The organism is Aquimarina sp. AU474 (assembly GCF_900312815.1).
GTDB lineage: Bacteria > Bacteroidota > Bacteroidia > Flavobacteriales > Flavobacteriaceae > Aquimarina.
In genome coordinates this window covers 1,006,379-1,027,588 of the sequence record NZ_OMPE01000009.1, presented here as the reverse complement: position 1 = coordinate 1,027,588, position 21,210 = coordinate 1,006,379, and the positions used below count along the sequence as shown (strand labels likewise).

Sequence of the window (21,210 nt, the reverse complement as noted above, 5' to 3'; positions counted from 1 at the left end):
ATTTGATTCCTAAACATTATGGTTTACCAAAATCATTTTAAGTAAATTGCTAAGGACAAATAATCAATATTATTTAGAAGTGAACAAATACTTAGCCAAAAAAATAATCCAACTACGAAAAACTAAAGGACTATCCCAAGAATCTCTAGCCGAAATTTCTAATGTCTCGCTTCGTACTATACAGCGAATTGAAAAAGGAACTGTAAATCCTAGGTCGTTTACACTAAGAACACTCGCAGAAGCATTAGAAATAAAGCCTTCAGAATTAACCGAAGTACATTCCGAACCAAACCGCATTGATCATGAAATATCACTTCTTAAACAAATTAATTTCTCTACTCTAGGCGTTATTTTGTTTCCTGTATTTAATATTATACTTCCGATTATTGTTTGGAAAAAAAATAAAAAATTACAAAAATTAAATGCCCAAGCCGGAAAAATAGTAAGCTTTCAAATCCTATGGACTATCCTTACCATTATGATCTTTTTTTCAATTCCTTTACTCTTAAAAATTTTTACGGAAGATAGCGGGATCGGGAAATTCATGAGTCCATTATCCTATCTGTTTTGTGTAGTATTCAACATAGTTTTCATGTTAAATACAACCATAAAACTTAACAAATCCGACACTAATATTCTTCATTTCGTTCCTAATTTATTCTAACAGTTTTTAAATCAAAAACACAAAGTGACATAAGAATGTCATACTATTGACGCAAGGTCTACACCTCTCTACCAATACATTTGCAGGGAATCAATACTATATCAAAAAATGAAAACCTTGTTTATAAAACCGCTTATTAGATTGTTGTGTTTAGCTCTAATAGTAGTGCTTATTCAATCCTGTACCCAACGGCCGGCAAATCTAGATCAACTAATGAGTAGCTATGAATCTAGTGGTCAAAGAAAAAAAATAAAAAGCCCATTTAGTGGAGCAGTACTAGTAGCCAAAGACGGAAAGGTACTTTTCAAAAAAGCATACGGACATGCCAGTAAAGAAACAAAAGCACCCAATACCATCGAAACCAAATTTAGTATTGCATCTGTAACCAAGCAATTTACGGCTATGTTAATCATGCAAATGATCGAAAAAGGTAAGCTTAATTTAACCGACTCTATATCTAAACACCTTCCATATTTCTCTAAAGATCTTGGAGATCAGATTACAATCCATCAGTTGTTATCTCATACTTCTGGATTACCACATTACGAAGGCTTAGAAAAAATAGGAATACGTGCCTCTTCTTTTTTTTCTACTCAATACACTCCTAAAAGTTTTGCCAAATTAATCGGAAATACCAAGTTAATACATACTCCTGGCACTTCCTATCACTATAGTAGCTTAGGGTATATTCTTTTAGGAGCAATACTAGAAGAAACATCTAGGCAAACGTATAATGAATTATTACAAAAATCTATTGTACAACCGTTAGGTTTAAAAAACACAGGATTTGAGAGTAACGATTTTATAGCTAATCAAGTTGCTCAAGGATATAATTTTAGAGAATTAGAAGGGTTTGATTGGTTGATCACAAAACAAGGAGGTAAGTTTAATACTGCTCCATTTAGAGATCAATCTAATAAATATAGTACCGGTGGTATGCATTCTACTGTTGAAGATTTGTTTATTTGGAGCGAAGCCATTAGAAATAATACTATATTGTCTAAGGAACTAACAGCAAAAATGTTAACCCCAAATAAAGATGGGTATTGCTATGGATGGATGCGCAATTGGGATGATTTAATAGAGCGTAACACAAATGTTCGCATGTATACGCACGGAGGTACTTTACCAGGTTTTAATTCTTCGATAACGTTGTTTGATGATGGAACAACTATCATTTTTTTGGCAAATGTTCACCCTCTAAAAGATAAAGAAATAATACATCAAATCTATCTTACAACCCATGGATTAGAAGATAAATATAGATTAGACGGGTATCCAGATAGAGGCTCTCTATCTAATTTTGAATCGCAAGGCGGTATTAAAGCTTTGAACACATATTTTTCTAAATTATCTAAACTATGCGGGTATAAGGTTTTACCGTCAACAAACTCTATTACCGGAATTATGTATCTATATATTAAAAATGAACAACAGGTAAAAGCGGATAGCCTAAAGAATGTTTTCTTTACAGATTTTAATCCCAGAGAATCAGACCTTAATAGAGCAGGTTATGATTTTTTACAGATCAACCAATGCGAATTTGCTCTAGAATTCTTTCATGAAAACGTAAAAAAATCCCCTAATTCTGCAAATGCATGGGATAGTCTAGGAGAAGGCTATATGATATGCAAAAAATACCATGAAGCGGTAGAAAGTTATAAGAAAGCTGTAGAAATTGCACAAAACAAAAATAGCCAACATCTAGATGTATATAAGACTAATTTGTCTAAAGCAATAAAAAAACTGGAAGAGTAAAAAAGTGGGATGTAGTTTATGGGGTTTATCCAAAATCGATAAAGTCAACTAAAAAAAGAGTGGTCTTTTTATTAAATTTATAAACACTATAGCATACAAAAAGGATTTTAAGTAAATTGCTAACTTATAAATCATCACTACCATGCAGAAGTTTTTTGTGTTAGCCCTATTTGGGATACTACTCTATTCGTGTAAACCATATGAAAATACCAAAACCAGAAAAAACCAGATTACTTATGAAGATTTTAGAGCCGATCAAAGATTATACCCCACAGATGATGGCTTAATGAAATATATAGATAAAGGAAAAGGGCCGGCTATTTTATTATTGCATGGCGTACCCACTTCGGGTTGGTTGTATCGAAAAATGATTGATCCACTTGTAGCGCGAGGCTACCGAGTAATCGTTCCGGATATGTTAGGGTATGGTTCTAGTGATTCTCCTGAAGGTTTTGAGATCTATAATAATGAAAACCATGCCAAACGATTATTAGAACTGATGGCATCTTTGGGGATAGAATCCTGGTCTCATGTTATGCATGATGCCGGTGGGTTGTGGACTTGGGAACTTATAAAACAAAGCCCTAATAAAGTCGAAAAACTAATTGTACTCAATACAATTATATACGAAGAAGGATTCTATCCTCCTGTACGAATGAAACCTGGTGGTCTTGCCAAAACGGCCATGTGGGCATATAGAAATGGGGTGACCACAAACACTTTACTTAAAAAATTATTTAATGAAGGATTAAAAGAAAACACTCTTAATGCCCTAGATGTAGAAGGATATAAAACTCCACTATTAGAGGGTAAAACCCATGCGATGTATTACTTCTTTAGTCAAACCTGCAACGACTTACCTGATTATTCTGATGTTTTTGAAAAACTAAACATTCCTGTTTCGGTAATTTGGGGTATTCATGATACTATGCTACAATGGCCACCACAACAAACTCGTGCGGCTAATGCTCTTGGAGTAAAAAACGAAGATATTCATTTTGTAGACGAAAAACATTTTCTACAAGAAACCAAAGGCAAGGAAATAGCATATAAAATTCTTGATTTCCTTAATTAAGACTTAGCTCTTTTACCCAAAGTTTAAGCTCGATCCTAAAAATAGTACCATTGATAAGCTCTTGTATTTGATGTATCTCTTCTCGGTTTACAGCAAGGTCTATTTTATCTGATGGGGTTCTTAGCAGTAATGATTTACAATGCTGTGGATCTTGGCACTCTTTGCAACAATGTGACTGTATGGTTGTAGAGCAAGCATCTGAAAAATCTTTCAACTCATTTAAAGTGAGCAAGAAACCAATGTCTCTAAATACCAACTGAACTCTAGGCATGGCCATATTCATTTCTTTTTTCCAAAAGAAAGATATCCCCATTTCATTGCTGTAAATTTTATCAATAGCGTTCATTATGAATCTTATTTTGATTCAAAAATAAACATTATTTATAATCAATCTAAATAAAAATAAGTTAATTTATATCTTTTAACTTCAATTGAAGAGAAACCTCGCCATTCCATTCATTTTCATCAATAGTATATGCCGCCTTAAAAGATTGTTTTGCCGCGATCAGATTTTTCTTAGCACCTAATCCAAATCCAATAGTCCCTATCGAAACTCTATTTTTTTGCACCTTACATTTAAGATGTTTATCATCGGCACCAACACATTTTCCGTAGCCGGTATCTTGCAACTCCTCTGTCATAAATACTGGAGCCATATTTCCTGGCCCAAAAGGGGCTAGTTGTTTAAGTATTCTATAGAATTTGGGAGTAATATCCTCTAACTCAATTGTCATATCGATAGTAATTTCTGGAATCAATAATTTCGTATCAATTGTAGTCGCTACTACCTCTTCAAATTTTTGCTTAAAGGCTTCATATTGCTCTTCGAGCAATGTTAAACCTGCTGCATATTTATGTCCTCCAAATTGCTCGATATGCTCAGAACAAGCCTCAAGTGCATTATATACATCAAACCCCTTTACCGAGCGAGCCGATGCCGCTAATTTTTCACCACTCTTGGTAAAAACCAATGTTGGGCGATAATATGTTTCGGTTAACCGTGATGCAACAATACCAATCACTCCTTTATGCCAATCTTTTTCGTACACCACTGTGGTAAATCTATTTTCTTCTTTATTTTCATGTATTTGTAATAGTGCTTTCTCGGTGATACTTTTATCGGTATCTTTTCGGTCACTATTATACACCTCTATTTCAGAAGCGAATTGAGAAGCTGTTTCCAAATCATCTTCAACCAATAGATTTACAGCATGTAATCCATGTTTCATTCTTCCCGCTGCATTGATACGCGGAGCTATCATAAATACTACATCAGTAATTGTTAGGGTGTCTTTTTTAACATGAGATAACATTGCTTTAAAACCAATTCTTGGTGCGGCATTAATAACTTGTAGTCCATAATATGCTAGAACTCTGTTTTCTCCTGTAATTGGTACAATATCAGCTCCTATTGCCGTCGCTACCAAATCCAAATACTGAAATAAATCATCAATAGATTGCCCTCTTCTTGAAGCTAATCCTTGTATCAATTTAAAACCCACACCACAACCGCATAGCTCTTTGTACGGATACATACAGTCTTCCCTTTTGGGATCTAATACGGCTATTGCATCCGGTATTTCATCTCCAGGCCTATGATGGTCGCAAATAATAAAATCAATTCCTTTTGACTTGGCATATGCAACTTTTTCTATGGCTTTAATGCCACAATCCAAAGCAACGATTAACGAAATATCATTATCATGTGCATAATCAATCCCTTGATATGAAACCCCATATCCCTCATCATATCGATCGGGAATATATGTCGTAATTTGTGTGGACATAGTTTTCAAATATGAAGACATTAATGCAACAGACGTAGTACCATCAACATCATAATCCCCATATACCATTATATTTTCATTCTCGACAGTGGCTTTCTCTATTCTTGCCACTGCCAAATCCATATCTTTCATTAAAAAAGGGTCATGAAGATCTGTAAGTGAAGGTCTAAAGAATTTTTTGGCCTGATCAAAAGTTTCTATTCCTCTTTGCACCAAAAGTGAAGCTATAATTGTATCTACGTTTAAGGCTTTTGCTAGGGTGTTTACAACAACTTTATTGGGTTCAGTTTTGAGTGTCCATCTCATCTATTCTATATATTCCAAAGATTAAAAAATCCAAAGTACAAAAAACATACAGACGGTGATAGATTTGCCATTAGTTTTGTATTTTGCCTTATTAAAAATTAGGTTCAACTTAAAAATTATACATACATATGGCATTAGTGACTCCATTATCAGCAGATCATGATCAAGAAACCAAAAAACTCGCAGAATTCTTTAATGAAACTCTTGGTTTTTGTCCAAATTCGGTACTAACCATGCAGAGAAGACCTGCTATTTCTAAAGCATTCATTAATCTTAATAAAGCAGTAATGGCTAACGAAGGTCGGGTGACATCTGCTTTAAAACGTATGATTGCATGGGTTAGTAGCAATGCTACTGGTTGCAGGTATTGCCAAGCTCATGCTATTAGAGCTGCAGAACGATATGGTGCAGAACAAGAACAACTAGATAATATTTGGGAATATAAAACTCATCCTTCTTTTAGTGATGCTGAGCGAGCGGCGCTAGATTTTTCGATGGCAGCATCTATAATACCAAATGCCGTAGACGATACTATAAAACAAGAATTATACAAGTATTGGGATGAAGGAGAAATCGTAGAGATGTTAGGCGTAATTTCTTTATTCGGATATTTAAATAGATGGAATGATTCTATGGGTACAATGGTAGAAGAAGGCGCTATCGAATCTGGAGAAAAATATCTAGGAAAACATGGTTGGGAAAAAGGAAAACACGTGTAACAATTGAAAAGAATAAATAGTATAAATAAGGTCTCAAAGATTCATATATCTATGGGGCCTTTGTGTTTATTTTTGTCTTAAATAAAAGGTGTAACTTTTATATAATAAAAAGGCCGAAGTTAAAAGAATACATATCCCCCACATCCAATACGTACCCGGTAAATGCGCAGCGATCATCTGCGTATCTGAGTAATGTATTTTTCCATTTCTTTCAAATTGTTTAGTAAATAAATACCCTATTTGCATATACGTACTTAATGCGCATTGTGTACCTAAAAACAATAGCGTAAATACTTCAAGGTTTCGTATTCTTAATATCCCAACAAAGAATAGGATAGCTACAAAAACACTTAATACAATTAATGCTAATAACTTATGAATCCACAAGCATAATGACACTACCATAATCACAATTAATACCCATAATGCAATCTTAGAAGTTACTTTGTTTCTGGCAGATGTGATGAGAATTGCTCCGGTTATTGCAGGGCCTAAGAGGCCTCCCGCGGCAGTAAAGGCTCTAGCAATATTATAATTGAGATAACTAGAAGACACGCTAGAATATGCTACACCTCCACCATTTTCATAAATTTCTAAATAGTAAAATTTCCCTCCTAAAAGCAAGGCAGTAAGGCCGTGACCCATTTCATGAAACCAGGTGCCTAGTAATAACAATGGGTACTGTATTATCCCAAAATACGGCAGTTGCCATACTAAAAAAACCAATAAACTGATCCCCGCTATAGTAAGTAAGGGTTTCTTTTTCAAAAGGGTTGAGTTTATATTCTTACTCATTTTATAACCATATTTTCTCTACTTTAGTATTTGAAAATACGCTTGAGTTTTTAAAGAAAAGTATATTAATACAGGATGTTTTTTACTTGCTGTTGAAGTAAAGGGACCACCCCATCAACATACCAAGGGTTTTTGGTAAGCCAAAAACGATTTCTCGGAGATGGGTGAGGTAACGGAAAATACTTCGGTAAATATTCATGATACGCCTTTACAGTATCTGTCAATGTTCTTTTTACTTCCTTTTTTAAATAATATTTTTGTGCGTACTGCCCTATTAATATAACCAACTCTATAGCTGGCATCTTATCAAACAAAGATTCATGCCAAAGCGGAGCACATTCTGGTCTAGGGGGTAAATCACCACTTTTTCCTTTTCCGGGATAACAAAATCCCATGGGTACAATTGCAATTTTAGTTTGATCATAAAATAACTCATCTGTAATATCCAGCCATTTCCTTAGTTGTCTTCCGCTTGGATCATCCCACGGAATCCCTGAGGCATGAACCTTCGTTCCTGGAGCTTGCCCAATGATCACAATTTTAGCTTCAGGATGACCTGCAACTACAGGTCTTGGCCCTAGAGGCAAATGTGATTTACATACTTCGCATGCTTTAATATCAGACAATAATTTATCCATTATTTCTTTTTACCATCTACAATAACTACAATCTCGCCTTTTGGAGGTTTTGTCTCAAAATGCATAAGTACCTCTTTTGTTGTACCTCTTATAGTTTCTTCATGAAGTTTACTCAATTCTCGCGATACAGATATCAGGCGATCTTCTCCAAAATACTCCACAAAACTCCCAAGAGTTTTAACCAACTTATGAGGAGACTCATAAAAAATGATAGTTCTCATTTCTTCGGCTAGAAATTTTAGTCGTGTTTGTCGTCCTTTCTTTACAGGTAAAAACCCTTCAAAAACAAACTTATCGTTAGGTAAACCACTATTTACCAAGGCGGGCACAAAAGCTGTGGCTCCAGGAAGACATTCTACATCAATTTTGTGCATTACACAGGCTCTGGTTAGTAAAAAACCTGGATCACTAATAGCTGGAGTGCCTGCATCACTAATCAATGCAATATTTTCTCCACTCTGTATTCTTTGAATTAAACGATCTATAGTTTTATGTTCGTTATGCATATGATGACTTTGCATAGGCGTAGCTATATCAAAGTGTTTCATTAATTTTCCGCTAGTACGAGTATCTTCGGCAAGTATAAGATCCACTTCCTTTAACACTCTAATAGCGCGAAACGTCATATCTTCTAGATTACCAATTGGTGTCGGGACTATATATAATTTTGACATTTAGGGTCTTACTTTTTTACCAACACCATATGATATCCCTAAAATAATAATTGCATATACAGATAGTCCAACACCATGACCTGCATAATGATGAGCCAAGCTAGCTAATATCAGGTCAAAAAAGAATCCTGCATACGCCCATTCTTTAAGCCATTTTATTTTATTAGTTAGAATAGCAGCGATGCCTAGTATTTTTGCAACTGCTAGTGGAATTACAATGTAAGTTGGGTAATTAAAACTTTCAAAAAAACCTTTTACCATTTCAGTCTTAAAGAAATACATCTGTGCAGAATATAACATAATAGCACATAAGGCTACTGTAGCAACCCAGTAAACAATTTTCATAAAGGTAGTATTTAATTTATTTTTAGCTTTCGTATTTGCCTAGAACAATATTCATAAATCGCTCTTCATATTCTTCTTTACCTTCCCAATTGCCATAATCTGGTTTGATCATTGAAGTAATGAATTCCTCGGCTTCATTTCTAGTACTTATAGTGCTCAACTGCGAAAGTACTCTATTATAATCAGGAGCACTACCATCAAAAAGGTATTTTATAAAAGCCAATCGGTCATTTAAGCCAATATTAATGTCTTTTCGCAATTGTTCATTAAGAGATTTTGGCTTTTCGTCTAATATCACTTTGTCCATTACAGGAGTAATATCATCCATATCATTCTTTTCATAATTTGATTCAGGCAGTAATGATTCAGGAAAAGAAGTACTTTCTTCTACAGTTGTGCTAGCAGGAACAAAAAGATCCTCACTTACTCGTGCATTTATTTCTTCAATAACAAGTTCGGGTTTATGATCAACACTTGTTGTATCTGTGTCCTCTTTTTGAATAGTCTCTGTCTCTATAGAAACCTTAGTTTCTATTATTTCATCTTCACTAGATTTAGGTTCAAGAATTTTCGCAATTTTCTGCTTTACCTCTCTTAATTCATCAGATTCTTTCGATTCTTCTTTTTCTTCCAAAGCCTGTTCCACCTGTCCAATAGTGGGTTGAGGTTCTGTAAAGTGTGATTCTGCAAAACTAAGTATGGTCAATTTTTCATATAGCTGTCTGGCTTCTTCCTTGAGCTGAGGTAAGGTTGATGTATCTTTTAACTTTAATATTCTATGTGCAATACTTATAAGTTCCGCTTCCAATTTCTTCTTCATAACTTTCTTATTCGTTTGTATACTGCTTTTTGTTTTTTAATAAATTTACCCCATCTTTAGACGTAAGGAGAAGAGGTTTCTTTAATTGATTCTGAAAAATACAAAATGTTTCTCGAAAATACAGTAAATCATAAAGAGCAATTTGGGTGGATAGAAGTAATCTGTGGTTCTATGTTTTCTGGTAAAACCGAAGAATTGATCAGAAGACTAAAACGCGCTCAATTTGCAAAACAAAAGGTTGAAATATTTAAACCTGCTATCGACGTGCGTTATGACGATGAAATGGTTGTATCCCATGATGCCAATGAAATAAGATCTACTCCCGTTCCTGCTGCCGCCAATATTAGAATACTTGCAGATACATGTGATGTAGTAGGGATCGACGAGGCTCAATTTTTTGATGACGAAATTATAGCTGTTTGTAATGATCTAGCAAACAAAGGTATTCGTGTAATTGTTGCAGGATTAGATATGGATTTTAAAGGAAATCCTTTTGGCCCTATGCCAGCCTTAATGGCTACAGCAGAGTATGTTACCAAAGTACATGCAGTTTGCACCAGGACAGGAAACCTGGCGCAATTTAGTTATCGAAAATCAACAAAGGATGATCTTGTCTTATTAGGTGAAACTGAAGAATATGAACCTTTAAGCAGGGCTGCATATTATAAAGCCATGTTAAAAGAAAAAGTAAAAGTGATCGAGGTAAAAGATCCAAAAGAGGTATCTAAAAATCACAATACAACTAATGAGTAACGCCAAAGAAACTGTATTAGAGATAAACCTTGCTCATCTTTCGCATAATTTCAATTATCTCAAAAGCAAGGTAGCCGCTCCTGTTAAAATGCTAGCCGTTGTAAAAGCTTCGGGTTATGGTAGTGATGCTTCTGTAATTGCAAAACATCTTGAAAAAATTGGAGTAGATTATTTTGCGGTTGCTTACACTTCTGAAGGGATTATATTGCGAGAAGCTGGTATCACAACTCCTATATTGGTACTGCATCCGCAACCAGTAAATTTTGTTAAGCTTATTGAAAATCGTTTAGAACCTAGCCTTTATAGCTCTAGAACGTTAAAAGAGTTTATCAAAACGGCATCTTCACTTCTTCAAAAGGATTATCCTGTTCATATCAAATTTAATTCTGGACTTAATCGAATAGGTTTTTGGGAAAATGATGTTGATCACATTATGTCCCAACTAGACAAAACAGATGCAATACATATAATATCACTGCTTTCTCATCTAGCAGCAAGTGAAGACCATAACGAGCGGGAATTTACATTAACCCAAATCAATTCTTTTAAGAAAACGGCTCAAGAAATAAGCGATAAATTAGACTACAGCCCGATACGACATCAATCTAATACTTCGGGAATCCTTAATTATCCCGAAGCGCATTTTGAAATGGTTAGAACAGGTATCGGCTTATACGGTTATGGTAATGATGCAAAATATGATGCCGAATTAAAACCTGTTGCTGCTTTAAAATCTGTAATATCGCAAATTCATACATTAGAGCCAGGCGAATCGGTAGGATATAATCGTGCTTTTATATCTCGGAGGTATATCAAAACTGCCACTATCCCCATTGGTCATGCAGATGGTATTGGTCGTCAATATGGTAATAAAAAAGGCTTTGTTATCATACATAATAAACCTGCTTATATTATAGGTAATGTATGCATGGATATGATTATGGTAGATATTACTGAAATAGATTGCAAAGAGGGTGATGAGGTTATTATTTTTGATGCTACGTCTAGTGCTGCAAAAATAGCGGAGCGATCAGGAACAATTTCCTATGAGTTGCTTACCGCCATATCTCCACGTGTTAAACGCGTGATTATCGATGATAAATGACTTTTATCGGATTTTTACTGCTCTTTTTTATTAAAAATTAACATACGTTGTTTTTTTACTTAAATTAGTATGTATAAATTATTTCACTAACTAATTTTAAAAATCATGTTAAAAGAATTTAAGAATTTTATCATGACTGGTAACGTAATTGAGTTTGCGGTAGCGGTTATAATGGCAGGAGCTGTTGGACTTGTAGTCAATGGATTTGTAAATGATATCATCATGCCAATTGTAGGTCATTTTGCTGGAGGAATGGATTTTTCAGATCTTAAAATAGTTTTAGATGCTGCAGTTGCTGAATCTGAAGGAGTAGCAGCAAAACCTGAAAACGCGATTCGCTGGGGAGCTTGGGTGAATGCTATTATTAATTTAATTATTGTTGGATTTGTAATGTTTATAATCGTTAAAGCCTATAACAAAATGAAAAAACCAGCTGCACCAGCTGCACCAGCAGGTCCATCTGATAATGATTTACTTACTGAAATTAGGGATTTACTTAAAAAGTAATTATCTGTAATGTAAAATGAATAATCTATAGCTACCGCTATACTACATATTCTAACTAAACCGCTCAAATTTGGGCGGTTCTTTTTTCAATTAGTTAAATATATAACAAATAGTATAATTTCTTGTGTTTTTGACATAAACAATTGTCATATTAGAAATATTGCGCACATTTGCTGGAAATTAAAAGAGTTTGTACGATTTTTGTATAAGAAAATCATAATTAGAACCTAGATGATTTAATTTCTGTAACAGAAATTGAAAAAATATAAATAGTATATGAAAGTAGCTGTTGTTGGTGCTACCGGCTTGGTAGGAACCGTTATGTTAAAAGTATTAGAAGAAAGAAAATTTCCTGTAACCGAGCTTATTCCTGTTGCATCTGAAAGATCAATAGGTAAGAAAATTTCTTATAAAGGAAACGAGTTTTCAGTTGTAGGTCTATCAACTGCAATAGATATGAAGCCAGATGTAGCATTATTCTCTGCTGGAGGAAGTACTTCTTTAGAATGGGCTCCAAAATTTGCAGAAGCAGGAATAACCGTTATCGACAATTCATCTGCTTGGAGAATGGATCCTACCAAAAAATTAGTGGTGCCAGAGATCAATGCCAAAGCTTTATCTTCAGATGATAAAATCATTGCAAATCCTAATTGTTCAACAATACAAATGGTACTAACGTTAGGTCCACTTCATGATAAATACAAAATCAATCGTGTTGTTGTTTCTACATATCAATCAATTACAGGTACTGGTGTAAAAGCTGTACAACAATTAGAAAATGAGTATGCTGGAGAAAAAGGAGAAATGGCTTATCCGTATCCAATACACCGTAACGCTATTCCTCACTGCGATGTTTTCCAAGAAAATGGATATACTAAAGAAGAGATGAAACTTGTTAATGAAACTCAAAAGATACTTGATGACAGAACTATTGCTGTTACTGCAACTGCAATAAGGATTCCTGTTGTAGGTGGTCACAGCGAAAGTGTAAATCTTGAGTTTGCCAACGAGTATAAAGAAAATGATATTAGAACACTTTTAAATCAAACTCCAGGAATTACTGTACAGGATAATCCAGATACTAATACATATCCGATGCCAATATATGCCGAAGGTAAAAATGATGTTTTTGTAGGTAGAATTAGAAGAGATCATTCTAGAGAAAATGCATTAAATATGTGGATTGTTTCAGATAACCTTCGGAAAGGTGCTGCCACTAATGCAGTACAAATAGCGGAGTACCTTGTAGAAAATAAATTAGTTGGCTAACACATAAAGTCACTAACCACTTTATAAATACCCTTATTGAATGATTCAATAAGGGTATTTTCGTTTTTAAACCTCTGCATTTATCATTCAAATACATTACTCTTTAACATCACAACTAGATCATATCTTATTCTCTTACAATACGTTTCAAAAGTTTTATTTTTCAGAAGAATAACTCAAGTTATGAGGGTACTATAACAAATGGTTTTAGTGGATTTATAATACAAAAAGCTCTTTATTTTGATTTTGATTGTCATTGAGTTTTGTAAGGTATCTAACATTTTTTCCTCTAATACATCAATTAAATAACAAAAAAACTAGAAACAATGAACAAATTAATTATAGTATTGCGAATAGTACTAGGAGCGATGTTAATCGTTTTTGGAAGCAATAAATTTATCGGGTTCTTACCTGATTTTGAATTCGCTAACCCAGAAGCAGGTATATTTTTTGGTGCGCTAGCTAGTAGTTATGTATTAAAAACTGTAGGGCTTATAGAGGTAATTGTCGGGCTTTTACTACTTGTTAATAAGGCAGTACCTTTTGCTTTAGTGGTTTTGGCGCCTATTTCGGTAAATATTATTTTATTTCATTCTACTTTAGATCCTGCAAATATAGGGCCTGCAGCCTTTGTCTTCCTTGTAAACGCTTTCTTGATATTTAAATATTGGGACAAGTATAAAACACTTTTCTAAAACCAAAATTTTTCGTTTCTTACAGAAAATTCCGACTGCTCTTACAAATTTATCCTACAGGTTACTAAACCCCAAAGTAACATGGAAGAAATAATACTTTCTTCAAGGAAAAATTTAAAGAGCAGTCTTTTTTTATATTTTATTTAGCATATTAGGAAACTTGTTTTGATAGATTTGTGTATTATTCTAACGAATTTATTATGAAAAATACACTCTTTGTACTGTCTATATTAACTATTATGATAGGCTGCAAGAACGAATCAAAAGTAGAAAACAGCAAAACCAGTATTGCATTGAACTATCCTGAAACCAAAAAAGTAGATACTACAACCAACTATTTTGGTACCGAAGTTAAAGATCCTTACCGATGGCTAGAGGATGACAGAAGTGAAGAAACCGAAAAATGGGTAACCTCTCAAAACAAAACCACCTTTGGTTATTTTGACAATATTCCTTTTAGAGAAGATCTTAAAAAACGTCTATCAGATCTTTGGAATTATGAAAAAGTGAGTGCTCCTTTTAAAGAAGGTGATTATACCTATTTTAATAAAAATGATGGACTTCAAAATCAGTATGTAATCTACCGTTTCAAAAATGAAGGGGATACTCCTGAAGTTTTTTTAGATCCTAATACATTTAGCAAAGACGGAACAACATCTCTAGGAGGTACTAGCTTTTCTGAAGACGGAAAATTAATTGCTTATGCCATCTCTGAAGGTGGTAGTGATTGGAGAAAAATTATAGTTAAAAATGTCGAAACTAAAGAAATTGTAGAAGATACCATTGTAGATGTAAAATTTTCTGGAATGTCATGGATGGCTAATGATGGATTCTACTACTCTAGTTACGATAAGCCAGAAGGAAGTGAACTTTCTGCAAAAACTGATCAACACAAAGTATACTATCATAAACTTGGTACTCCTCAAAAAGAGGATAAATTAATTTATGGTGGTACAGCAGAAGAAAAACATAGATACATCAACGGCCAAGTAACCGAAGACAATAGATATCTTATTATTTACCCAAGAGTTTCGACTTCCGGGAATGAACTTTATCTAAAAGATCTTACTAAGCCTAATAGTAAGTTAGTTACTATTTTGGATCATACCGATAGTGATACCTATCTTATAGAAAATGAAGGATCCAAATTATACTTTGTTACTAATTTAAATGCACCCAATCAGAAAATTGTTACTGTAGATGCAGCTAATCCAACTCCTGAAAACTGGGTAGATTTTATTCCTGAAACTGAAAATGTATTAAGCCCTAATATTGGAGGCGGATATTTCTTTGCGGAGTATATGGTAGATGCTGTATCCAAAGTATTGCAGTATGATTATGACGGGAAATTAATTCGTGAAGTAACCCTACCTGGCGTAGGAAGCGCTAATGGTTTTGGAGCAAAAAAAGAAGAAAAAGAACTGTATTATTCTTTTACAAATTATAAAACACCAAATAGTATCTATAAATATGATATTGAAAATGGAACTTCGGAATTATATCGTAAACCAAAAATTGATTTTAATTCTGATAATTACGAAAGTAAACAAGTGTTTTATAACTCTAAAGACGGAACCAAAGTTCCTATGATTATTACTTACAAAAAAGGGCTAGAATTAAACGGGAAAAACCCAACTATACTATATGGTTATGGTGGTTTCAATATTAGTTTAACTCCTTCTTTTAGTATTGCGAATGCCGTTTGGATGGAGCAAGGAGGTGTTTATGCTGTTCCTAACCTTAGAGGTGGAGGAGAATATGGTAAAAAATGGCACGTAGCTGGAACCAAAATGCAAAAACAAAATGTATTTGATGATTTTATCGGTGCTGCAGAATATTTAATAGAAAACAAATATACCTCTAGTGATTACCTCGCTATTCGTGGGGGATCTAACGGAGGATTACTCGTTGGAGCCACAATGACTCAAAGACCAGATCTTATGAAGGTTGCTCTGCCAGCAGTTGGTGTATTAGATATGTTACGCTATCACACCTTTACTGCCGGAGCGGGATGGGCATATGATTACGGTACTGCCGAAGATAATAAAGAGATGTTTGAGTATTTAAAAGAATACTCTCCTGTTCATAACGTAAAACAAGGTGTTCAATATCCAGCTACTTTGGTAACCACGGGAGATCATGATGATAGAGTGGTTCCTGCACATTCATTTAAATTTGCCGCAGAACTACAGGATAAACAATCTGGTAATAACCCAACATTAATCAGAATAGAAACCAATGCTGGTCATGGAGCCGGAACACCTGTAAGTAAAACTATTGACCAATTTGCCGATATTTTTGGTTTTACATTGTACAATATGGGTTACGAGGTGTTACCAGAAAAAGTAACAGATGAGGTAAAAGGATAACATATATCAAACCTTAAAAAATTTAAAATCCGTTTCTTTTTAAGAAGCGGATTTTTTTATTAAAAAACCTCATCAAAGTTCAATATATTTGAATATGCTTACAATCCAGAATGTATCCTTTGCTTACGATAAACTTCCAGTTTTAAAAAATATTAGTTTCACTATAGAACAAGGGCAGCATATTGCCTTGATTGGAGCAAGTGGTTGTGGAAAAAGCACATTACTTAAGATCATATATGGCCTATTACATGTTGATCAAGGAGAATTATTTTGTAATGACAAAAAATTACTTGGACCTCTTCATAACCTTGTTCCTGGTGAGGAAAACATGAAATATCTTTCTCAGGGTTTTGAGTTACAATCTTACCGAAGTGTATCCGAAAATATTGGACAATACCTATCTAATTTTGAACCCAAATTAAAAGAAGACCGTGTAAACGAATTACTCGAAATCGTAGAGATGATTGCTTTTGCAGATACCAAAGTAGAAAATCTAAGTGGAGGTCAAAAACAAAGAGTGGCTTTAGCAAAAGCACTTGCCAAAAAACCTGAATTACTATTATTAGATGAGCCGTTTCATAATATTGATAATTTTAGACGAAGTTCTTTGCGAAGAAATCTTTTTAGATACCTAAAAAGAAATAAAATTACTAGTATCACGGCAACCCACGATAAAACAGATATTCTTTCTTTTACCGATGAAACCATCGTTATCCAAAACGGAGAAATAATAACTAAAACTAAGACAGAAATCGTATACCAAAATCCAACAGATTATTATGTAGCTTCTCTTTTTGGAGAAGTTAATGAAATTAAACTTTCTGCAATAGGCAAAGACAATAATGCGATTATCCTTATATACCCACATGAGATAAAAGTTGATCAAAACTCAAGTTTTAAAGCTCGAATAAAAAAGTCTTATTTTAACGGAAGTCATTATTTAATTGAAGCCATCTTTGATAATTCGATAATCTTTTTTAATCATCATACCGAACTTAAAGCTCCTGAGATGATCGGAATTCGTATTGCAGATGATATTATTTCTAAAAGAATAACATCATAATTATTTCGAGCATAAAGAACTTGCCTTAAGCTTAATTTAATTTTTATTATTTTGTGATCAAACTATCTAATCACACTTATATTGAATTTATACACTAAACTCTGGTTTCTAGAAGACTTTATTCTTTTCAATGGTTTTGGGAAAATGTTAATGCTAAAAATGGCTTCTGTTTTAGATATGGAAAATGCAGATAAAGGAGAGATTATTGATTTAAAAAGAAGTAACAAAAAACATGTTTTTTTTCTTAAACAAGGAGTTGTCAAAATTGTTGATAGCTCAAATGGTACCGTGAAAGATCTTATAAAAAAAGGAAGCATTTTTGGAGAATTAGCTTTGTTTGATGACAATCCTTGTACACAAGAACAGGCTGTTGTTCTTGAAGATAGTGTTTTATGTTCTATCGAGGTAGATAGAATGCTTACAGTGATGGATAAATATCCTTTTTTAAAGAAAAACATAGTCAAGGCGTATGCTGCTCGAATAAAAAAATTAGAACAAAAATTAGATGATATTGTTACAAAAGATAGTTCAACCCGAATAGGCAATTTTATTATTAATTACATTTCAGAGTTTGGTCAAAAACAAGAACAAACTATCATTGCAAAAAATTTGTTATCCCATAAGGATATCGCTAATCTTACCAATACTTCTCGTCAAACAGTGAGTAATGTAATGTCCTCTATGAGAAAAAATGGAGTTATCGAATATGATAGTAAGTTTGTTTCTATGTGTAGTCAACAAACTCCTAATTTATAACTTACCCTCTTTCATTTAATAACACTTTGTATACACTACTCTAATTTATACCGGTGATTTGTCATTCTAGTTTTTACAAAACCTCATAGAGTCAAAATATTAAATCTACTACTAATCTCTTTTCTTTTAAAAAGGTATTCTTTATGTATTCTTTTTAATCGTAATGTACTCCTAATGTACCCTTCTGAAAAAAAGAAACTGCGTTCTTCATAATATATTCATTAAAACTCTTAATTATGAAACCGAAAATACATTTCTTCGCATTTATTGCTGTTTTTTTTATTACAACTACGGCATTATCTCAACAATGGAATCCCAGACACCCTGGTTGGACAGATAGCTTTAAGGCCAATGGTTTTTGTTGGTGCAACTCCAGCAATTTTGATCATGGTATTGGCATAACAACAGTATCTATTAATGGTACAGATTATAAAATAATTGACATCTGCGATGAACTAAAAAAACATCCTTTGTATCGTGCATACCAAAACGGTGACGCTCCTTATAATGATATACAATGCGGTAATGGTCCTGCCAATGATGCTCCAGACGAAACTGGATGCCCAGGCAGAACAGATATAGGCCCTTCAGGATGTAATGAAATTGGCCCCAAATGGGATATGGAATGGTTAAAAACCAGACCGAGATTTGGTGGTAACGATGGTGGAGGTGATAATAATGGTCCAGATATTTCTTTTACAACACCAGTTAATAATGCATCTTATCTCGCCCCAGCAACTATAAAGGTTATTATTAATGCGACAGATACAGATGGAGTAGGAAATGTGCGCCTTTATATAAACGATACTTTCATCAGACAGGAAAATGTAAATCCATACGAATGGAATCAAAATAATCAAGATGACCAGCTTAAAAACCTTACTTCTGGAAACTACACTTTAAAAGCTGAAGCTATAGATCAAAAAGGAAATATAACTACAAAAACAATTGCTATTGATGTAAATCAAGATGGCGGTAATACTGATGGAAAAGTTACTTTTTTAGGGCAAAGTATTAACAAATACATTAGCTCAGAAAGCGGATCAAGATCAATGCGAGCTAACCGGAATACCTTTGGAGAACAAGAACAATTTATCGTCGAATCTTCTGGTGATGGATCAATAAGTATAAAAGGAAATAATGGCAAATACGTAAGTTCTGAAAATGGAAACAAAGCCATGAACTGTAATCGTAATGCTATCGGAGCCTGGGAAAAATTTAGATTAGAATCTTTAGGTGGTGATCTTTATGCTATTAAAGGAAATAATGGTAAATATGTAAGTCATGAAAATGGTCGAGATATGGGTGTTTTTTGTAATAGATCAAGAATAGGATCTTGGGAAAAATTTATTATAAAAGGCCTAAATGAGAATGTACCAATAGCACTAAAAATTAATCAAGAACTACCTCTAGAAAAAGAAATACATCTATTTCCTAATCCTGCAACTATTGATCAATTTACAATACAGGTTACTACTTTGTATGAAGAAAAGGCATCTATTGAAATTATAGATTTAAATGGAAAAACCATTGCTTCTAAAAATTTAGGAATTATTAAATCTGGAACACAAAACATTAGAATAAATGATCTAAAAAACTTAGTAACTACTCGAGGGTTATTTGTAGCAAGAGTTACTCTTGGTGCTGACACTTTTGTAAAACAATTAATCATTAAATAATCTATCTAAAAACTGAAGTGTTGAGATCGAGTTTCTCAACACTTCAGTTTTTCTTAATATCAGAATTTCTTTAATGTAAGTTCTTTACCATCAAATACAGCATACGTATAATGCACTATCCAATCCCCAAGATTGGTATATTTGGACTTTTCATTTAATTGAATTTCCATAGGAAGATGTCGATGCCCAAATACAAAATGATCCCTATGGGTATCTTCAAGTTTTCTTTTACAATATTGCACCAACCATTCATTTTCTTCTCCTAAAAAAGTAACATCCTCATCACCAGAAATCAATTTATTTTTTACCGATAAATATTGCGCAAGTTTCACGCCCAAATCAGGATGCAACCATCTAAAAAACCATTTTGCAATAGGATTCGTGAATACTTTTTTCATTCTTTTATATCCCTTATCACCAGGACCTAGACCATCACCATGGCCTATAAAAAATGTAGTTTCATTAAACGTAAATTCTTTTGGTTTATGATATACAGGAATATTTAGCTCTTCTTCAAAATAACCATTCATCCATAAATCATGATTACCTACAAAATAATAAATAGGAATTCCAGAATCGGTGATTTCGGCTAATTTTCCCAGAGTTCTAGTAAATCCTTTTGGTACTACGGTCTTATACTCAAACCAAAAATCAAAAAGATCACCTAATAAAAAGATAGCGGCTGCGTCTTTTTTAACTTCATCTAACCATGTTACAAATTTCTGCTCTCTTGGAAAACTCTTTTCAGAAGTTGGAGCTCCCAAGTGGTTATCACTGGCAAAGTATATCTTTTTCCCTTCAGGAAGGTTCATAATCTATGTTTATGATGTAAATATAAGAAAAGCATGTCAAGATCAATATGCTTATTGGTTGTCTGAAGCATACCATTCTGCATACGAGGTTTCAGTTTCTTGAAGTTTAAGAGAGTGCAATTTAATCGTTTCAGGCAGTCTAGATTTTATCTTTTGTGCAAAATCAATTACCATGTTTTCACTTGTAGGTTGATAATCTACTAAAATCACATTATGTCCTCTTTCTGCCAGTTCTTTTGCTAATTCTACATGTGGAGTATTTTTATTAAATACCGTCGCATGATCAAAAACATCCTCAATATCTTCTTTTACAATCTTTTTAAGATCTCCAAAATCGATAACCATTCCCAATTTTACATGAGAGGTATCTGTTATTGGAGTTCCGATTACAGTAACACTAAGTTTATAACTATGCCCATGTACATTTCTACATTTGCCATCATAGCCATAAAGCGCGTGGCCGGTCTCGAAAGAAAATTGCTTAGTAATACGGATTTTACTCATCTTTTACTTTAATAATTTCTGCAAAGTTACGGAAGATTACTTTCTCTTCCTTCTGTTTATAAAGTAAACCACAACAAGAATGATCCCTAAAATTAAAAACAATCCATTACCTCCTAA

General features: G+C 33.6%; 22 protein-coding genes. 13 read left to right on the top strand and 9 right to left on the bottom strand.

Annotated features, from left to right (window positions below):
• Nucleotides 1-79 precede the first annotated feature (79 nt).
• From DK508_RS17970 to DK508_RS17960, 3 genes are all read left to right on the top strand, one after another.
• A complete protein-coding gene (locus DK508_RS17970) occupies nucleotides 80-664 on the top strand; it encodes a helix-turn-helix domain-containing protein (RefSeq protein WP_160114784.1) in 585 nt (194 codons plus the stop codon).
• A 213-nt stretch (nucleotides 665-877) separates the two neighbouring features.
• Entirely contained in the window at nucleotides 878-2,422 is a 1,545-nt protein-coding gene (locus DK508_RS17965) for a serine hydrolase domain-containing protein (RefSeq protein WP_160114783.1), read from the top strand.
• A 142-nt stretch (nucleotides 2,423-2,564) separates the two neighbouring features.
• Nucleotides 2,565-3,497, top strand: a complete 933-nt coding sequence (locus tag DK508_RS17960) for an alpha/beta fold hydrolase (RefSeq protein WP_109302165.1) — start codon at nucleotides 2,565-2,567, stop codon at nucleotides 3,495-3,497.
• Here the strand turns inward: DK508_RS17960 and DK508_RS17955 are convergent.
• Together DK508_RS17955 and recJ are read right to left on the bottom strand one after the other, a co-directional pair.
• Nucleotides 3,490-3,843: a hypothetical protein gene (locus DK508_RS17955; protein ID WP_109302164.1), complete on the bottom strand. Its 354-nt coding sequence runs from the start codon at nucleotides 3,841-3,843 to the stop codon at nucleotides 3,490-3,492. The genes DK508_RS17960 and DK508_RS17955 overlap by 8 nt on opposite strands.
• A 61-nt stretch (nucleotides 3,844-3,904) precedes the next feature.
• Nucleotides 3,905-5,590: a single-stranded-DNA-specific exonuclease RecJ gene (gene recJ, locus DK508_RS17950; RefSeq protein WP_109302163.1), complete on the bottom strand. Its 1,686-nt coding sequence runs from the start codon at nucleotides 5,588-5,590 to the stop codon at nucleotides 3,905-3,907.
• A gap of 128 nt (nucleotides 5,591-5,718) precedes the next feature.
• Here recJ and DK508_RS17945 point away from each other — a divergent pair, with 128 nt between their 5' ends.
• Nucleotides 5,719-6,309: a carboxymuconolactone decarboxylase family protein gene (locus DK508_RS17945; RefSeq protein WP_109302162.1), complete on the top strand. Its 591-nt coding sequence runs from the start codon at nucleotides 5,719-5,721 to the stop codon at nucleotides 6,307-6,309.
• 66 nt (nucleotides 6,310-6,375) lie between these two features.
• Here the strand turns inward: DK508_RS17945 and DK508_RS17940 are convergent, their stop codons facing one another.
• The 5 genes from DK508_RS17940 to DK508_RS17920 all read right to left on the bottom strand — a co-directional run bounded on the left by DK508_RS17940 (nucleotide 6,376) and on the right by DK508_RS17920 (nucleotide 9,581).
• Nucleotides 6,376-7,077, bottom strand: a complete 702-nt coding sequence (locus tag DK508_RS17940) for a M50 family metallopeptidase (RefSeq protein ID WP_235016432.1) — start codon at nucleotides 7,075-7,077, stop codon at nucleotides 6,376-6,378.
• Nucleotides 7,078-7,169: 92 nt separating this feature from the next.
• Entirely contained in the window at nucleotides 7,170-7,742 is a 573-nt protein-coding gene (locus tag DK508_RS17935) for a uracil-DNA glycosylase family protein (protein ID WP_109302160.1), read from the bottom strand.
• Nucleotides 7,742-8,416 (bottom strand): 16S rRNA (cytidine(1402)-2'-O)-methyltransferase, encoded by a 675-nt coding sequence (gene rsmI, locus DK508_RS17930; protein WP_109302159.1) that lies wholly within the window; start codon nucleotides 8,414-8,416, stop codon nucleotides 7,742-7,744. The genes DK508_RS17935 and rsmI overlap by 1 nt, the downstream gene beginning before the upstream one ends.
• Nucleotides 8,417-8,761, bottom strand: coding sequence for a DoxX family protein (locus DK508_RS17925; RefSeq protein ID WP_109302158.1), 345 nt, complete (start codon nucleotides 8,759-8,761; stop codon nucleotides 8,417-8,419).
• Nucleotides 8,762-8,783: 22 nt separating this feature from the next.
• Nucleotides 8,784-9,581 carry a hypothetical protein gene (locus DK508_RS17920; RefSeq protein ID WP_160114782.1) on the bottom strand — a complete coding sequence of 266 codons (798 nt, stop codon included), beginning with the start codon at nucleotides 9,579-9,581 and terminating at the stop codon, nucleotides 8,784-8,786.
• A gap of 105 nt (nucleotides 9,582-9,686) precedes the next feature.
• On the opposite strand from DK508_RS17920, the gene DK508_RS17915 reads away from it, so the two are divergent.
• The 9 genes from DK508_RS17915 to DK508_RS17875 all read left to right on the top strand — a co-directional run bounded on the left by DK508_RS17915 (nucleotide 9,687) and on the right by DK508_RS17875 (nucleotide 19,777).
• The gene (locus DK508_RS17915; RefSeq protein ID WP_109302156.1) at nucleotides 9,687-10,334 is read left to right on the top strand and encodes a thymidine kinase; all 648 of its coding nucleotides are present in this window, start codon (nucleotides 9,687-9,689) and stop codon (nucleotides 10,332-10,334) included.
• Nucleotides 10,327-11,439 carry an alanine racemase gene (gene alr, locus DK508_RS17910; protein ID WP_109302155.1) on the top strand — a complete coding sequence of 371 codons (1,113 nt, stop codon included), beginning with the start codon at nucleotides 10,327-10,329 and terminating at the stop codon, nucleotides 11,437-11,439. Before DK508_RS17915 ends, alr begins: the two co-directional genes overlap by 8 nt.
• 105 nt (nucleotides 11,440-11,544) lie before the next feature.
• Nucleotides 11,545-11,946, top strand: coding sequence for a large conductance mechanosensitive channel protein MscL (gene mscL, locus DK508_RS17905; RefSeq protein WP_109302154.1), 402 nt, complete (start codon nucleotides 11,545-11,547; stop codon nucleotides 11,944-11,946).
• Nucleotides 11,947-12,222: 276 nt separating this feature from the next.
• Entirely contained in the window at nucleotides 12,223-13,215 is a 993-nt protein-coding gene (locus DK508_RS17900) for an aspartate-semialdehyde dehydrogenase (protein ID WP_109302153.1), read from the top strand.
• 326 nt (nucleotides 13,216-13,541) lie between these two features.
• Nucleotides 13,542-13,910 (top strand): DoxX family membrane protein, encoded by a 369-nt coding sequence (locus DK508_RS17895; protein WP_109302152.1) that lies wholly within the window; start codon nucleotides 13,542-13,544, stop codon nucleotides 13,908-13,910.
• Nucleotides 13,911-14,149: 239 nt separating this feature from the next.
• Nucleotides 14,150-16,279, top strand: coding sequence for a prolyl oligopeptidase family protein (locus tag DK508_RS17890; RefSeq protein ID WP_370443864.1), 2,130 nt, complete (start codon nucleotides 14,150-14,152; stop codon nucleotides 16,277-16,279).
• A 94-nt stretch (nucleotides 16,280-16,373) separates the two neighbouring features.
• A complete protein-coding gene (locus DK508_RS17885; RefSeq protein ID WP_109302150.1) occupies nucleotides 16,374-17,342 on the top strand; it encodes an ABC transporter ATP-binding protein in 969 nt (322 codons plus the stop codon).
• 81 nt (nucleotides 17,343-17,423) lie between these two features.
• Complete coding sequence (locus DK508_RS17880; RefSeq protein WP_109302149.1) at nucleotides 17,424-18,098, top strand: Crp/Fnr family transcriptional regulator; 675 nt, start codon at nucleotides 17,424-17,426, stop codon at nucleotides 18,096-18,098.
• 236 nt (nucleotides 18,099-18,334) lie between these two features.
• On the top strand, nucleotides 18,335-19,777 hold the full coding sequence (locus DK508_RS17875) for an Ig-like domain-containing protein (protein ID WP_109302148.1): 1,443 nt from the start codon (nucleotides 18,335-18,337) through the stop codon (nucleotides 19,775-19,777).
• A gap of 59 nt (nucleotides 19,778-19,836) precedes the next feature.
• Here the strand turns inward: DK508_RS17875 and DK508_RS17870 are convergent, their stop codons facing one another.
• Both DK508_RS17870 and DK508_RS17865 read right to left on the bottom strand, forming a co-directional pair.
• Nucleotides 19,837-20,589 carry a UDP-2,3-diacylglucosamine diphosphatase gene (locus tag DK508_RS17870; RefSeq protein ID WP_109302147.1) on the bottom strand — a complete coding sequence of 251 codons (753 nt, stop codon included), beginning with the start codon at nucleotides 20,587-20,589 and terminating at the stop codon, nucleotides 19,837-19,839.
• A gap of 51 nt (nucleotides 20,590-20,640) precedes the next feature.
• Nucleotides 20,641-21,093 (bottom strand): 6-carboxytetrahydropterin synthase, encoded by a 453-nt coding sequence (locus tag DK508_RS17865; RefSeq protein WP_109302146.1) that lies wholly within the window; start codon nucleotides 21,091-21,093, stop codon nucleotides 20,641-20,643.
• Nucleotides 21,094-21,210 lie beyond the last annotated feature (117 nt).

Bases quoted from the DNA above. Each gene is read 5' to 3' on its own strand.
- DK508_RS17965 (WP_160114783.1), top strand. From the start codon at position 878: ATGAGTAGCTATGAATCTAGTGGTCAAAGAAAAAAAATAAAAAGCCCA.
- DK508_RS17960 (WP_109302165.1), top strand. From the start codon at position 2,565: ATGCAGAAGTTTTTTGTGTTAGCCCTATTTGGGATACTACTCTATTCG.
- DK508_RS17955 (WP_109302164.1), bottom strand. From the start codon at position 3,843: ATGAACGCTATTGATAAAATTTACAGCAATGAAATGGGGATATCTTTC.
- recJ (WP_109302163.1), bottom strand. From the start codon at position 5,590: ATGAGATGGACACTCAAAACTGAACCCAATAAAGTTGTTGTAAACACC.
- DK508_RS17945 (WP_109302162.1), top strand. From the start codon at position 5,719: ATGGCATTAGTGACTCCATTATCAGCAGATCATGATCAAGAAACCAAA.
- DK508_RS17935 (WP_109302160.1), bottom strand. From the start codon at position 7,742: ATGGATAAATTATTGTCTGATATTAAAGCATGCGAAGTATGTAAATCA.
- rsmI (WP_109302159.1), bottom strand. From the start codon at position 8,416: ATGTCAAAATTATATATAGTCCCGACACCAATTGGTAATCTAGAAGAT.
- DK508_RS17925 (WP_109302158.1), bottom strand. From the start codon at position 8,761: ATGAAAATTGTTTACTGGGTTGCTACAGTAGCCTTATGTGCTATTATG.
- DK508_RS17920 (WP_160114782.1), bottom strand. From the start codon at position 9,581: ATGAAGAAGAAATTGGAAGCGGAACTTATAAGTATTGCACATAGAATA.
- DK508_RS17915 (WP_109302156.1), top strand. From the start codon at position 9,687: ATGTTTCTCGAAAATACAGTAAATCATAAAGAGCAATTTGGGTGGATA.
- alr (WP_109302155.1), top strand. From the start codon at position 10,327: ATGAGTAACGCCAAAGAAACTGTATTAGAGATAAACCTTGCTCATCTT.
- mscL (WP_109302154.1), top strand. From the start codon at position 11,545: ATGTTAAAAGAATTTAAGAATTTTATCATGACTGGTAACGTAATTGAG.
- DK508_RS17900 (WP_109302153.1), top strand. From the start codon at position 12,223: ATGAAAGTAGCTGTTGTTGGTGCTACCGGCTTGGTAGGAACCGTTATG.
- DK508_RS17895 (WP_109302152.1), top strand. From the start codon at position 13,542: ATGAACAAATTAATTATAGTATTGCGAATAGTACTAGGAGCGATGTTA.
- DK508_RS17890 (WP_370443864.1), top strand. From the start codon at position 14,150: ATGATAGGCTGCAAGAACGAATCAAAAGTAGAAAACAGCAAAACCAGT.
- DK508_RS17885 (WP_109302150.1), top strand. From the start codon at position 16,374: ATGCTTACAATCCAGAATGTATCCTTTGCTTACGATAAACTTCCAGTT.
- DK508_RS17875 (WP_109302148.1), top strand. From the start codon at position 18,335: ATGAAACCGAAAATACATTTCTTCGCATTTATTGCTGTTTTTTTTATT.
- DK508_RS17870 (WP_109302147.1), bottom strand. From the start codon at position 20,589: ATGAACCTTCCTGAAGGGAAAAAGATATACTTTGCCAGTGATAACCAC.
- DK508_RS17865 (WP_109302146.1), bottom strand. From the start codon at position 21,093: ATGAGTAAAATCCGTATTACTAAGCAATTTTCTTTCGAGACCGGCCAC.